The sequence below is a fragment of the Nonomuraea sp. NPDC003804 genome (assembly GCF_040610675.1).
In the GTDB taxonomy this organism is placed as follows: domain Bacteria; phylum Actinomycetota; class Actinomycetes; order Streptosporangiales; family Streptosporangiaceae; genus Nonomuraea.
On sequence record NZ_JBEXMT010000002.1, the window covers coordinates 93,644 to 106,815 of the forward strand.

The 13,172-nt window shown below is 70.4% G+C and carries 11 protein-coding genes; 5 read left to right on the forward strand and 6 right to left on the reverse strand.

Annotation, left to right across the window (positions count from 1 at the left end; all coding sequences use genetic code 11):
• Positions 1-271 precede the first annotated feature (271 nt).
• Together ABZX22_RS02720 and ABZX22_RS02725 are read right to left on the reverse strand one after the other, a co-directional pair.
• A complete protein-coding gene (locus ABZX22_RS02720) occupies positions 272-1,444 on the reverse strand; it encodes a hypothetical protein (RefSeq protein WP_354905418.1) in 1,173 nt (390 codons plus the stop codon).
• A gap of 114 nt (positions 1,445-1,558) precedes the next feature.
• Positions 1,559-3,166: a phospholipid carrier-dependent glycosyltransferase gene (locus ABZX22_RS02725; RefSeq protein WP_354905421.1), complete on the reverse strand. Its 1,608-nt coding sequence runs from the start codon at positions 3,164-3,166 to the stop codon at positions 1,559-1,561.
• 78 nt (positions 3,167-3,244) lie between these two features.
• Here ABZX22_RS02725 and rsmI point away from each other — a divergent pair, with 78 nt between their 5' ends.
• Positions 3,245-4,093 (forward strand): 16S rRNA (cytidine(1402)-2'-O)-methyltransferase, encoded by an 849-nt coding sequence (gene rsmI / locus ABZX22_RS02730; RefSeq protein ID WP_354905423.1) that lies wholly within the window; start codon positions 3,245-3,247, stop codon positions 4,091-4,093.
• A 36-nt stretch (positions 4,094-4,129) separates the two neighbouring features.
• Positions 4,130-5,659 carry a phospholipid carrier-dependent glycosyltransferase gene (locus tag ABZX22_RS02735; protein ID WP_354905426.1) on the forward strand — a complete coding sequence of 510 codons (1,530 nt, stop codon included), beginning with the start codon at positions 4,130-4,132 and terminating at the stop codon, positions 5,657-5,659.
• Here ABZX22_RS02735 and ABZX22_RS02740 read toward each other — a convergent pair.
• Entirely contained in the window at positions 5,610-7,085 is a 1,476-nt protein-coding gene (locus ABZX22_RS02740; RefSeq protein ID WP_354905429.1) for a hypothetical protein, read from the reverse strand. The two genes, ABZX22_RS02735 and ABZX22_RS02740, sit on opposite strands and share 50 nt — an antisense overlap.
• Positions 7,086-7,371: 286 nt before the next feature.
• Between ABZX22_RS02740 and ABZX22_RS02745 the strand changes: the two genes are divergently transcribed.
• Together ABZX22_RS02745 and metG are read left to right on the forward strand one after the other, a co-directional pair.
• The gene (locus ABZX22_RS02745; RefSeq protein ID WP_354905431.1) at positions 7,372-8,601 is read left to right on the forward strand and encodes a glycosyltransferase family 2 protein; all 1,230 of its coding nucleotides are present in this window, start codon (positions 7,372-7,374) and stop codon (positions 8,599-8,601) included.
• Between the two features lie 75 nt (positions 8,602-8,676).
• Positions 8,677-10,221: a methionine--tRNA ligase gene (gene metG / locus ABZX22_RS02750; RefSeq protein ID WP_354905434.1), complete on the forward strand. Its 1,545-nt coding sequence runs from the start codon at positions 8,677-8,679 to the stop codon at positions 10,219-10,221.
• Positions 10,222-10,269: 48 nt separating this feature from the next.
• Here the strand turns inward: metG and ABZX22_RS02755 are convergent, their stop codons facing one another.
• The 3 genes from ABZX22_RS02755 to ABZX22_RS02765 form a co-directional block, all read right to left on the reverse strand.
• A complete protein-coding gene (locus ABZX22_RS02755; protein ID WP_354905437.1) occupies positions 10,270-10,551 on the reverse strand; it encodes a GNAT family protein in 282 nt (93 codons plus the stop codon).
• 53 nt (positions 10,552-10,604) lie between these two features.
• Complete coding sequence (locus ABZX22_RS02760; RefSeq protein WP_354905440.1) at positions 10,605-10,907, reverse strand: DUF4326 domain-containing protein; 303 nt, start codon at positions 10,905-10,907, stop codon at positions 10,605-10,607.
• Between the two features lie 148 nt (positions 10,908-11,055).
• Entirely contained in the window at positions 11,056-12,168 is a 1,113-nt protein-coding gene (locus ABZX22_RS02765) for a PP2C family protein-serine/threonine phosphatase (protein ID WP_354905441.1), read from the reverse strand.
• Positions 12,169-12,285: 117 nt separating this feature from the next.
• Here ABZX22_RS02765 and ABZX22_RS02770 point away from each other — a divergent pair, with 117 nt between their 5' ends.
• Complete coding sequence (locus ABZX22_RS02770) at positions 12,286-13,143, forward strand: TatD family hydrolase (protein WP_354905444.1); 858 nt, start codon at positions 12,286-12,288, stop codon at positions 13,141-13,143.
• The last annotated feature ends 29 nt before the right edge of the window (positions 13,144-13,172 follow it).

Consider the following 13,172-nt stretch of genomic DNA (forward strand, 5'->3'; position numbering starts at 1 on the left):
CCGCGCTTCCCGCGCTTCCGCGCTTCCCGCGCTTCCGCGCTTCCCGCGCTTCCGCGCTTCCCGCGCTTCCGCGCTTCCCGCGCTTCCGCGCTTCCGCGTCTCCCGCGCGTCGGCCCGTCGTCGGGCGCTGTGCTCGCGGGCGCCGAGGGAGGCGGGGCGCGGCGGGAGGCGGGGTGTGGGACGCGGGAGGCGGGCCGCTTCCTTGTCGAGGGGGCGGAAGGATCGTGGGAGGGGGGATCCGGCACGGACTCCCCCTGCCCCGGCGGCGCGCTTAGACGCTCACGTACTTCCGTGGTCGAAGCGCGTGGGCCCGCAGCGCCGCCAGCGCCGCCGACTGTCCGGCGGGCGTCAGCCGTATCGAGCCGTCGAGGGTGACGCCGAGGCCCAGCGCCGTGACGTGGCGCAGGAGCGTCGCCAGCGTGCCGGCGACGTCGTCGGGACGCCAGCCCTCGCCGCCGACCACCTCGGAGACCTTCGCGCAGAGCTTCGCCCACGGCAGCGGGTCGCCCGAGGCGAGCAGGAGCAGCGCCGCCTCGCCCGCCGACACGGTGAGCTCGCTGTCGCTCTGGCCCAGCAGCAGGCCGGTGGCCGCCTCCCACAGGTCGTCGGGCGAGGCGAGCAGGCGGCGTCCCTCGGCGGTGATGACGAGCCTGGTCCCGAAGGGCCGGATGACGCCGAGCGTGTGCTCGGCCAGCTCGCGCAGCGCGATGGCCTCCGGCGAGGGCGGCAGCCGCAGCGGCACGCCCTCCTCCGAGGCGGCCAGCGCCAGCAGTCCCTGCAGCGCGGGCAGCGGCGCGGGCGGTACGGGCGCGTGCAGCCGTACCTCGAACGGCTGGGCCAGCTCGCGGCGGGCGGGACCGCGGCCGAGCACCCAGCGGTTGAGCCGCTCGCCCTGCACCCGGTGGAGCCAGCTGTCGCCGCCGAGCTCGGGGCGCGGCTCGGTCAGCCAGCGCCGGGTGAGCTCGACCTGGCCGTCGAAGTCGGGGGAGGTCAGCATGGCCAGCTCGAGCGCCGCCGAGCACGCCACGTGCGCGCCCAGCTCCTCGGGCCCCATGATGGTGCTCCACTGCAGCTCGGGCACGTCGGGCGGGAGCACGCCGGTGGCCTTGAGCGCCTGGTGGTAGGCGGCGGTGCCGGCTTCCTCGCCGTCATGTTCGTAGGTGCGCAGGATCTCGGTCGTGGTCGGTGACTCGCACAGCGCGGCGTAGCGGTCGAGACCGCCGAGCCGCAGCAGCCGGCCGAGGGAGACGGCGGTGCTCTCGCGGTCGCCGTCGACCTTGATCGGCAGGGTGAACCAGAGGAATTCGCATACGTCGAGCTGAGTGACCGTCTCCAGCGGCTCGCCGCCGGTCAGCCACTCCACCGCGGTCCTGGCCTCGTCGGCCACTTCGGGCTCGGATCGCTCCAACTCCAGGAGAAGGGCGGCCACGTCCGGTGCAGGCATGCCTCGAAGTTTGCCGTATGGACCCCAGCCCTGACGATGACCGAAACCGGTGCGTATCGGGTCGTGCACGGCGCCTACCCTACGAAACCAGTTGCAAGCGGACAGTTCTCTGGATCATATCCACCGTGACCGGAGCAACATGCGGGCATTCCAATCGGCATACGGGATCACCTCGCCCGACAGGACGGGGTAGAGCCACCCGAAGTTGATCAGTGCGAGCAACGCGAACGCGCCGATCACCGCGGCGCCGATCATGCGGCGGGACGGCGAGGCGGTCGACGGGCCGATGATCAGCCCCGCGGCCAGCGTGAGCGCGAGCACCATGAACGGGACCATCGGCGCCGCGTAGAACAGGAACATCGTGCGGTTGTCGGCGATCGCCCAGTAGAACCAGGGCAGCCAGCCCATGAGGTAGGCCAGCAGGACCGCCCCCGCTCGCCAGTCGCGGGAGGCGACGTACCACACCACCATGGCGATCAGCGCGGCGAGCCCGCCGTACCAGATGACGGGGGTGCCGACGCCGAGGACCGCCTCCGAGCAGTCCTTGACCCCGCAGATGTTCTGCCTGCCCTCGTAGAAGAAGGCGACGGGGCGCAGCAGCAGCGGCCACGACCACGGTTCGGACTGGTAGGGGTGGGAGGAGTCGAGCTGGCTGTGGAAGCCGAGGACCTGGAAGTGGTAGTCGATCCACGACCCGATCGAGTGGATGACGAAGTGGACCGGGCCCTGCGAGGTCGCCTCGGTCCAGTTGCGGCTGTATCCGGTGGCGTTGGCGAACCAGCCGGCCCACGTGGCGACGTAGGTGACCGCGGGCACCAGCGCCATCGCCATGAGCCCGGAGGGCACGTCCTTCTCCAGCGCCCCCGCGTACGGCGAGCGCAACCCGACCGCCTTGCGCGCCCCCGCGTCCCACACCAGCGACATGATCGCGAAGGCGACGAGGAAGAAGATGCCCGACCATTTGACCGCGCACGCCGCGCCGAGGCAGACTCCGGCCGCCAGCCGCCATGGCCGTACACCCAGGTAGGGGCCCCGGTCGGAGTGTGTGGCGCTCTCGTACCAGTCGACCAGGCGCGAGCGGGCCTTGTCGCGGTCGACCACCAGGCAGGCGAACCCGGCCAGCACCCAGAACATCAGGAAGACGTCGAGCAGCGCGGTGCGCGAGAGCACGAACGTCAGGCCGTCGAGCGCCAGCATCAGGCCGGCGAAGCAGCCGAGCAGCGTGGAGCGGGTCATCCGGCGCGCGACCCTGGCGATGATCAGGATCGACAGCGCGCCGACGAAGGCCGCGGCCGCCCGCCAGCCGAAGGGGTTGAGCCCGAACAGCCACTCGCCCGCCGCGATCATCCACTTGCCGAGGGGCGGGTGGACGACGTAGGAGGCGCACTCGCCGATCTTGTCGGCCGCGCACTGCTTCCACATCTCACCGGTCCGCCCGGCGAGGACCAGCTTGTCGGCGTCCTTGACGGTGACGCGCTCGACTCCCCAGGTGAGCAGGGAGTAGGCGTCCTTCATGTAGTAGGTCTCGTCGAAGACCACGGCCTTGGGCCGAGCGAGGTCGGTGAAGCGGAGCACGGCGCCGAACACGGCCACGACCAGCGGCCCGATCCATCCCCAGAGGACGTTTCCCGGCATGGCCGGGACCAGCCTGTCGCGTAGGGATCGCGCAGGCTCGCCCTCTGCTTTGGAGAAGGCCTGGTGCGAGAAATCGGTCACGGCCATTCGGACATCGTAGGGGCCCCAACGCGGTAGGTACGTAAGAAACACCGCCCATTTGGGGCTGCCTGACACAATGGCCAGGTGAGAGAACAGGGCAGGCTGGTGCTGGCGGGCGCGCCTATCGGTCAGGTCGGCGACGCGTCACCAAGACTACGTGAGGCGCTGGAGAACGCCGACGTGGTCGCCGCCGAGGACACCAGGCGACTGCGCAGGCTGGCCGCCGATCTGGGCGCCGAGATCGGCGGAAGGATCGTCTCCTACTACGACCAGAACGAGGCCGCCCGCGCCACCGAGCTGATGGAGTCGCTGCACGACGGCCGCACGGTGCTGGTGATCACCGACGCGGGGATGCCGGGAGTGTCGGACCCCGGCTACCGCCTGACCAGCATGGCCGTCGAGGCGGGCATCACGGTCACCGCGCTGCCCGGCCCCTCGGCCGTCACCACCGCGCTCGCCGTCTCCGGCCTGCCCAGCGACAGGTTCTGCTTCGAGGGCTTCCCGCCCCGCAAGCCGGGCGAGCGCGCCCGCAGGCTGGCCGCGCTGGCCGGCGAGGAACGCACCATGGTGTTCTTCGAGGCCCCGCACCGCCTGGCGGCGGCGCTGCGGGCGATGGCCGAGGCGTTCGGTCCCGGCCGCAGGGCCGCCGTCTGCCGCGAGCTGACCAAGACCTACGAGGAGGTACGGCGGGGCGGCCTCGCCGAGCTCGCCGACTGGGCCGAGGCGGGGGTGAAGGGCGAGATCACCGTGGTCGTCGCGGGCCACGTCCCCGACGCGGGCCCTCCCGACATCGACGCGCTCGTGGCCGAGGTCGACCGGCGCGCGGCCGAGGGCGTCCAGCGCAAGCAGGCGGTCGTCGAGGTGGCCAAGGAGGCCGGAGTCCCCAAGCGGGAGCTGTACGACGCGGTTCACAGGAGATCGCCGACCGCCTAAGGTGCCAAGGTGGGAAATAGGCGACTAGTTCCCCCCATGCCGGTCGATACGTTATGGGGATGGGTGGGGCCGCTCCTGGTCACCGCCTTCGGGGGATTCCTTCGGTTCTTCCGGCTCGGCGAGCCGCACGCGGTCGTCTTCGACGAGACCTTCTACATCAAGGACGCCTACGCGCTGCTGAAATTCGGCGCGGAACGGCTCGCGCTCGGCACCACCGACGACCCGATCGCCGACCGGATGATCCTCAGGGGCGACCTCGACATCTGGAAGACGTGCCCGACCGTCGCGGAATGCGCCGAGTACGTCGCCCACCCCCCGCTCGGCAAGTGGATGATCGCCGTCGGCGAGTGGCTGTTCGGCATGACCCCGTTCGGCTGGCGCTTCGCCGGCGCGGTGGTGGGCACGCTGTCGATCCTGATCATCGCCAGGGTCGCGCGCCGGATGACCCGCTCCACGCTGCTCGGCTGCCTGGCAGGGCTGCTGCTGGCGCTCGACGGGCTGCACTTCGTGCTCTCGCGCACCGCGCTGCTCGACATCTTCCTGATGTTCTGGGTGCTGGCCGGGTTCGCCTGCCTGGTGGTCGACAGGGACGCGGCCAGGCAGCGCCTGTCGGCGTGGTACGCGACCGCCCTGCCCACCGCGCTGGGGCCGCCTCTCGGAATCCGGCCCTGGCGGCTGGCCGCCGGCGCCTGCCTGGGAGCCGCGTGCGCGGTCAAGTGGTCCGGGATCTTCTTCCTCATCGCCTTCGCCGCCATGTCGCTGGTGTGGGACGCGGGCGCGCGGCGGGCGCTCGGGCTGCGGCAGCCGTACAGGGGAGTGGTGCTACGGGACCTGACCGGCGCGCTCGGGGCGCTCGCGCTGCTGCCCGCCGGGGTCTACCTGCTCAGCTGGACCGGCTGGTTCGCGCGGGCGGAGGGCTGGGGGCGCAACTGGGAGCAGGCCACGACGGCGGGCCCGGTCTTCTTCGTCTTCGACTCGCTGCGCTCATGGCTCGGCTACCAGCTCCAGGTGCTGGGGTACCACACGGGCCTGTCGAAGGAGCACCCGTACATGTCGGAGCCGTGGCAGTGGCCGCTGCTGCAGCGCCCGGTGTCCTTCTACTATCCGAGCGACCCGGCGCCGACCGGCTGCGGCGCCGACAAGTGCTCCTCGGCGGTGCTGGGCGTCGGCACACCCGCCCTCTGGTACCTGGCCGCGCTCGCGCTGCTGGCGCTCGTCGCGTGGTACGTCTCCTCGCGCGACTGGCGGGCCGGCGCCGTCCTGCTCGGCTACGGCGCGGGCTGGCTGCCCTGGTTCTACTACGCGATCGCCGACAACCGCACGATGTACCTGTTCTACATGGTCCCCGTCGTGCCGTTCATGGTGCTGGCGCTCGTGCACGTCGCCGGGATCGCGCTGGGCCCGGCGAGCGCGCCGCCGGTCAGGCGGGCCGCAGGAGCGGCGGCCGTCGGCGCCTGCGCGCTCGTCGTCCTGATCAACTTCGGGTGGCTCTACCCGATCCTGTCGGCCGAGACGATCACGTTCGCACAGTGGTGGGCTCGGATGCTGATGCGCTCCTGGGTGTGAGCGCGGAGCGGCGCAGCCCGATCCCGTGCCTGAGCGTGATCGCCGCCGCCAGGCACGCCAGCGGTACGGCGGGCAGCAGGTAGCGGTAGTCGAACTCCGCCGTGGCCGCGGGCGCGAGGATCAGCCCGAACGCCCCGAGCCACGGCAGCAGCACGGGGCCGCCAAGCCTCCGCCACCTGACGACCACGCCCGCCAGGCCGATCAGCAGGATGCCGCCGAGCATGACGCCCTGCAGGTAGAACACCTTCTGGTAGGCGCTCATGATGTCGGCCCACGGCTGCACGATCCTGGTCTCGGCCGGCCCCTGCTCGTACATGTAGGCGTCGGTGTCGGCGAACCCGCCCACCGTGTTCCACCTCGGCAGCCGCTGCGGCCGGCCGTTCGCGTCGAGGTCGTAGTAGGGGCGGAACTGGTACATGTTGAAGGTCTTCGAGTCGGGGAAGCGCGGCCTGCCCCAGGTGAAGGCCCGCATGAAGTCGCGTGCCACGACCGCGAGGTAGTCGCCCGGCTGAGACAGGATCGCCCGTTTGGCGAACTCTTGGGCCAGCTCGTTCTTGAAGCCGTCGAACTTCTTGCCCGGCAGCCGGTGCAGCACCTCGTTGCCCGAGCCGTCCTTGCCGCTGCCCGTGCCCCACAGGTACCACTGCGCGTACGGCATCCGCTCGCTGACCGGCTCCTCGATGCACATGAGGGCCAGCGGCAGCTCGCGCGGCAGGTCCAGCTTCATCTTGGTGCAGTCGGCGAAGATCGACGTCCGCATGTACAGGATGAGGCCGTCGCTGTTGGTCATCGCGAACTTGCCGAAGGCGGTGTAGAACCACGTCATGTAGGCCACGACGGGGATCGCGCAGGCCGTGACCATCGCCACGACCGGCTTCCACCCGCTGCGCTTGACCAGCATGTAGACGACGACCAGGCCGAGGATCGGCAGGCCGATCGAGCGGGTCAGCGCCGTGAGGGCGAGCAGGAACCCGACGACCACGCCGACCTTCCACGACATGCGCCGATGCCAGAGGACCAGCGTGATGACGCCCACGACCAGCAGCGTGAACATCGTGTCGGACATCACCAGCTGCTCGAGCTGGATCTGGTAGGCGTCGAACAGCACGGGGACGGCGGCCAGCGTCGCGCCCCACTTGGGCAGCGCGAACTTCCTGCGCAGCAACACGTAGATCAGCACGCCCGTGGCCAGGCCCATGAGGTGCTGGGTGAAGATCACCACGGAGAAGCTGTGGAACGGCCGCAGCAGCATCAGCCAGAAGCTGTAGCCGTCCGGCCGGACCGCGCTCGGCCTCGGGTGCAACGCCACCGAGACGTACTCGTAGGAGTCGTTGAACCACATCGCGGGGCCGTAGCCGAGCATCGCGAAGAGCCGCAGCAACGCGCCCAGCGCGAAGGCGGTGACGAACACGCGGTGTCTGCCCACGTAGGACAGCAAACGAGCCTTTCGCCCCGGGGCGGAAGGCTCGACACGCGTTCTCTCGGCAACGCTCACCATGCTTTGACCTCCACCGCTCCTGTTGCAAAGGACCGGATAGTCCTGTCCGGCGGTAGGCCCAGCATCGACAGTGCCGAGCAACCCGATTCTATCATTGGGGTCTTCGCCGAAGATTCTCTCAAAGAATGCCAGCCGTTTCTGGGACTTGACCCGACCACCATGGGGCACAGGGCATGATGGTTGGCTGGAAGCGCTGTGACTGAAGGGTCTGGACGTGGAACTGACGGTGGTCATGCCCTGCCTCAACGAGGCAGAGACCGTGGAAGTCTGCGTACGCAAGGCTATTGCGTGCATGGAGGAGCACGGCATCGAGGGCGAGGTCCTGATCGCCGACAACGGCAGCACGGACGGCTCGCAACAGCTCGCGCGTGACGCGGGTGCCCGCGTGGTCCACGTGGAGGCGAAGGGCTACGGCAACGCGCTCATGGGCGGCATCCGCGCCGCCAGAGGCAAGTACGTCATCATGGGCGACGCCGACGACTCCTACGACTTCACCGCGCTGCTGCCGTTCGTCGAGCAGTTGCGCGACGGGGCCGACCTGGTGATGGGCAACCGCTTCAAGGGCGGCATCGCCCCTGGCGCCATGCCCGCGCTGCACCGCTACCTGGGCAACCCGGTCCTGTCGTTCGTCGGCAGGCTGTTCTTCCCCAGCGCCATCGGCGACTTCCACTGCGGCCTGCGCGGTTTCCGTCGCGACTCGATCCTGCGCCTCGGGCTGCAGACCGGCGGCATGGAGTTCGCCAGCGAGATGGTGGTGAAGTCCACCCTGCAGGGCCTCGACGTGCGCGAGGTGCCCACCACGCTCTCGCCCGACGGCCGCTCCAGGCCGCCGCACCTGCGCTCCTGGCGTGACGGCTGGCGCCACCTGCGCTTCCTGCTGCTGTACAGCCCCAAGTGGCTCTTCTTCATCCCCGGCCTGGTCCTCATGGCGATCGGCCTGGTCGCGGGCGCCGCGCTGACGTTCGGGCCGGTGAAGATCGGCGAGCTCGCCTTCGACGTCGACACGCTGGTCGGCGCGTCCGCCGCGGTGGTGATCGGCTTCCAGGCGGCGCTGTTCGCCCTCTTCACCAAGGTCTATGCGGCCGAGGAGGGATTCCTCCCGGAATCTCCACGCGTCCGCAAACTGATCAGCATCGTGACGCTGGAGAAGGGGCTGGTCGTCGGCGGCCTGCTCGCCCTGGCCGGTCTGGTCGGACTGGTGTTGTCGCTGGTCCACTGGCAGGTGCGCAGCTTCGGCGCGCTCGACCCGCGCGAGTCGCTGCGGATCGTCGTCCCCTCGGCCACCGCGCTCATCATGAGCTTCCAGACCATCTTCGCCGCCCTGTTCGTCAGCATCCTGGGCATCAGGCGCACCAAGGAGACGGCCACCGACATCGCCGCCAAGGCGGCCGAAGAGGCGGCCGAGGCCGTCACCAGGGAGCAGTCCTCCGCCCCCCAGGGGTGAAGACCGGCCGGGCACGGCGCGGCATCCTTCGCGATGCCGCGCAAGACGCTTGGCCCGAGCCTTAGTCTTGGTGTCATGTTCTACGTCTCCACGCCGATCTACTACGTCAACGACGCTCCTCACCTGGGCCACGCCTACACGACCGTCGCGGGCGATGTGCTGACGCGCTGGCACCGCCAGCGTGGCGAGCAGGTGTGGTTCCTGACGGGCACCGACGAGCACGGCCAGAAGATCATGCGCACCGCCGAGGCCAACGGCGTCACGCCGCAGGAGTGGGCCGACAAGCTGGTCGAGGAGGCGTGGAAGCCGCTCTGGCGGCACCTCGAGATCGCCAACGACGACTTCATCCGCACCACGGAGAAGCGCCACACCGAGCGGGTCCAGGAGTTCGTCCAGGACCTCTACGACAAGGGCGAGATCTACAAGGGTGGCTACGAGGGCCCCTACTGCGTCGGCTGCGAGGAGTTCAAGACCCCCGGCGAGCTGCTGGAGGGCGACCTCTGCCCGATCCACAAGCGTCCGGTCGAGTGGCTGCGCGAGGACAACTACTTCTTCAAGCTCTCCGAGTACGGTGAGCGCCTCCTCGACTTCTACGAGGCCAACCCCGGCTTCATCCAGCCCGCCTCGGCGCGCAACGAGGTCGTGCAGTTCGTCCGGCAGGGCCTGCAGGACCTGTCCATCTCCCGCTCCACCTTCGACTGGGGCATCCCGATCCCGTGGGACGACAAGCACGTCATCTACGTGTGGGTCGACGCCCTGCTCAACTACGCCACCGCGGTCGGCTACGGCTCCGACCCCGCGCGCTTCGAGCAGATCTGGCCGGCCAACGTCCACCTGGTGGGCAAGGACATTCTCCGCTTCCACGCGGTCATCTGGCCCGCCATGCTGATGGCCAACGGGCTGCCGGTGCCCGGCAAGGTCTTCGCCAACGGCTGGCTCATGGTCGGCGGCGAGAAGATGAGCAAGTCCAACCTGACCGGCATCTCGCCGCAGCAGCTCACCGCGCACTTCGGCGTCGACGCCTACCGCTACTACTTCCTGCGGGCCATCCCGTTCGGCCAGGACGGCTCGTTCTCGTGGGAGGACTTCGCCGCCCGCTACACCTCCGAGCTGGCCAACGACTTCGGCAACCTGGCCTCCAGGGTGGCGGCCATGGTCGGCAAGTACTTCGACGGCGAGCTGCCCGCGGCCGCCGTCCGGGAGGAGGCCGTCGCGGCCGCGCTGGCCGAGGCCGTCGCCAAGGCCGACAAGGCGATCGGCGACGACCTCGACTTCGTCGGCGGTCTCGGCGCGATCTTCGACTTCGTGCGGCTGGTCAACGGCTACCTCAGCGAGCAGGAGCCGTGGAAGGTGGCCAAGGACACCTCGGACGAGGGCCGCGCCAAGCTGGCGACGATCCTCTACACCGCGGCCGAGTCGCTGCGCGCGGTGGCCGTGCTGCTCAACCCGGTGATGCCGGCCACGGCGGAGAAGCTGTGGGCGTCGCTGGGCGCCGAGGAGCACCTGGGGGCGCTGGCGGAGCAGCGCGTGAGCGAGGCCGGGCAGTGGGGCCGGCTGCCCGCGGGCTCGCGGATCGTGAAGGGCGAGATCCTCTTCCCGCGCCTGGAGAGCGCGGAGTAGGAAGCGCCGTCCCCGCCCTCCGCGGTCACGCGGAGGGCGCTCGGCTGCTCAGCCCTCGTCGCGGAGCACGAGCATGATGTGGTCGTGCTCGCCGTACCGGACCGTCTCGGTGCGCTGGAAGCCGTGCTTCTCCAGCAACCGCACCGAGCCGGTGTTGCCGGCGAAGGGGTCGGCATGGAGCGGGCGGGTCCGCTCCTGCCGCAGGAAGAGGCCCAGCGCCGCCGTGCCGATGCCCCGGCCCCAGTACTCCCCCTCCGGGTCCTGTTCCTGCTGGAAGAACAGCTCCAGGTCGGTTTCCTCGACATCCCGCAGCCGCACATCGTCGCTCATGCGCAAGGAGTCTGGCACCGGGCACCGACAAACCAGGGGCCGGCCACGTGACCTCACCCGTCGTCGGCCAGGATCTCCAGCCAGATGTCGGCATGGCAGGGCTCGTCCGGTTTGCACCAGCAGGCGAGGTCGTGCCCTGCCAGCTCGCGGCGAGCCTGCTCGACCAGCTCCGGGTGCTCGTCGAGGTAGCGGCGGAACAGCCGGAGAGCCTCTTCCCGCCCGCGGTTCTTGATGGGGTACGGATTGCGGTAGGGGCTGGCGGGCAGGCCCGGACACGCCCGCCCGACGTAGATGGCACCGGGCGGGACGTGTCCGTGGTAGAGGTCGCCGATGACCTTCACCCTCCGGGGCGTCATGCCATCCATCTTCCCTCAGGACGACGAGGGCGTTCCCTCAAGACGACGAGAGCCTTCCCCCGGAACGACGAGAGGCGGCGGAGGGCTCGGCCGTCGAGCCGCACGACCGGGCGCGGATGTCCCGCCTCTCGGCGGCCGGCGCGTCGGGTCAGGTGCGCCAGATGACGACCAGGGCGGAGTCGTCCTCGCGGTTGCGGACGGTCTTGACCAGCGTGGCGGTCTCGCCGAAGCCTTCCCGCACGAGGGAGTGGGCCGCGCCGAGGATCCGGTCGAGGCCGGTGTCGGGGTCGGCGCGCGGTCCCCAGAGGCCGTTGGTGAACAGCATGAGCGCGTCGCCCTTACCGAGCGTGCCCTCCGCCCCGGCCCGCGCCGGGTTGTCCACCACGCCGAGGGCGACGCCCTGCGCGGCGGCGGGCTGCCAGGTGCCGCTGCCGCCGAAGTACTGGGCGGCGGGCGGGTGGCCCGCGCAGGTGACGGTGTAGGCGCCGCTCTTCAGGTCGAGGTCCAGGTGGACGGCGGTGACGAGGCGTTCTCCGCCCTTGCGGGCCAGGTAGTCGTCGCAGGCGGGCAGGAAGCGTGCGGCAGGCACGGTGCTCAGCAGCCCGCCGAAGGTGCCCGACAGCATCAGCGCGTGGGCGGCGGCGTCGTTGCCCTTGCCCGACACGTCGACGAGGGCGAGCTGGAGGCGGGAGTCCTCCAGGTGCGAGACGAGGAAGTCGCCGCCGAACAGTGCACCGGGCGCGGCCTGCAGGGCGACCTTGCGGCCCCATCCTCGGGGCAGCGGCGGGATCTGGTTGATCGCCCTGAGCTGCGCTTTCAGCTGGATGAGCGCGTGGTCGCCGCGCAGGCCGTGGATGCCGACGCCGTCGCGCGTGTAGGCCAGGAACACGGCGAGGACGGCCACCGCCGCCAGGATGACCAGCTGCGCGATCTCGACCTTGACGGTCAGCGTGACGAGGGCGGAGACGGCCGAGGCCGTCAGGACGACGGCCAGGGCGGGCAGCCTGAGCTGGAGCCCGCCGAGAAGGATGATCGGGGCGAGCATGATCGGTGGTGCCCAGGCGACGCCGAAGGCGACCGCGAGCGGCCCGACGGCCAGGGCGGTGAGGGTGAGCACGGTCAGCAGCAGGCGGTGCCGTCGCATGCCCAGGGAGGGAGTGGTGTAGGTGGTGACCGCGGGAGGACGCCCCTCGCCCGTGGAGAACTCCATCACCTTGTCGCCGGGTGACCAGACGCTGCGGACGGCTTCTACCACGGACATGACACTCCCGCCTGTGTGCAGGTGTCCGAGTTTAGCGAGGGGAGGCCCGGTATCCAGGGCGTCTTGCCGTACACCTGCGGGCCGTATCCCCGGGACGGTCCCGGTACCTTGGGGTGGGTGAGCAAGCTTCCCGCCGCGCCTGAGCCGCTGGCCACGCCCGTCTTCGACAGCCACTGCCATCTCGACATCATGGTGGGCAACCGGCAGGCCTCCTCCGGCGATCCGGTGGCCCAGGCCGCGCAGGCGGCCTCCGCCAGCGTGGAGAGCATCCTGGCCGACGCGCGCGCGGTGGGTGTGCGCACGCTCGTGACCATCGGCTACGACCTGCCGTCCTCGGTGTGGGGCGCACGGGTGGCGGCCGCCCACGCCGACGTCTACGCGGGCGTGGCGATCCACCCGAACGAGGCGCACGCCGCCACGCCGGAGGTGCTGGTCGAGATCGAGGCGCTGGCGGGTGAGCCCGACGTGCGGGCGGTCGGCGAGACGGGGCTCGACTACTTCCGCGACTGGGCGTCCAAGGACGACCAGCACGCCGGCTTCCGCGCGCACATCGAGATCGCCAAGCGGACCGGCAAGGCGCTGGTCATCCACGACCGCGACGCCCATGACGACGTGCTGAAGGTGCTCGCGGCGGAGGGGGCGCCCGACCGGGTGGTCTTCCACAGCTACTCCGGCGACGCCGAAATGGCCAAAAAGTGCGTCGAAGCCGGATATTTCATGTCGTTTTCCGGTCCGGTGACGTACAAGAACGCCGGCTACCTGCGGGAGGCGGCCAGGGTGGCGCCCAAGGAGCTGATCCTGGTGGAGACCGACGCGCCGTACCTGCCGCCGGCGCCGCACCGCGGCAAGCCCAACGCCCCTTACCTCATCCCGCTCACCCTGCGCTGCCTGGCCGAGGTCAAGGACATGCCGGTGGACGATCTGTGCGCGGCCGTGAACGCCAACGGAGAGGCTGCCTTCGGCATGTTCCGATGATCTCCGCCCCTGCTCGGTCGGCCTTGCGC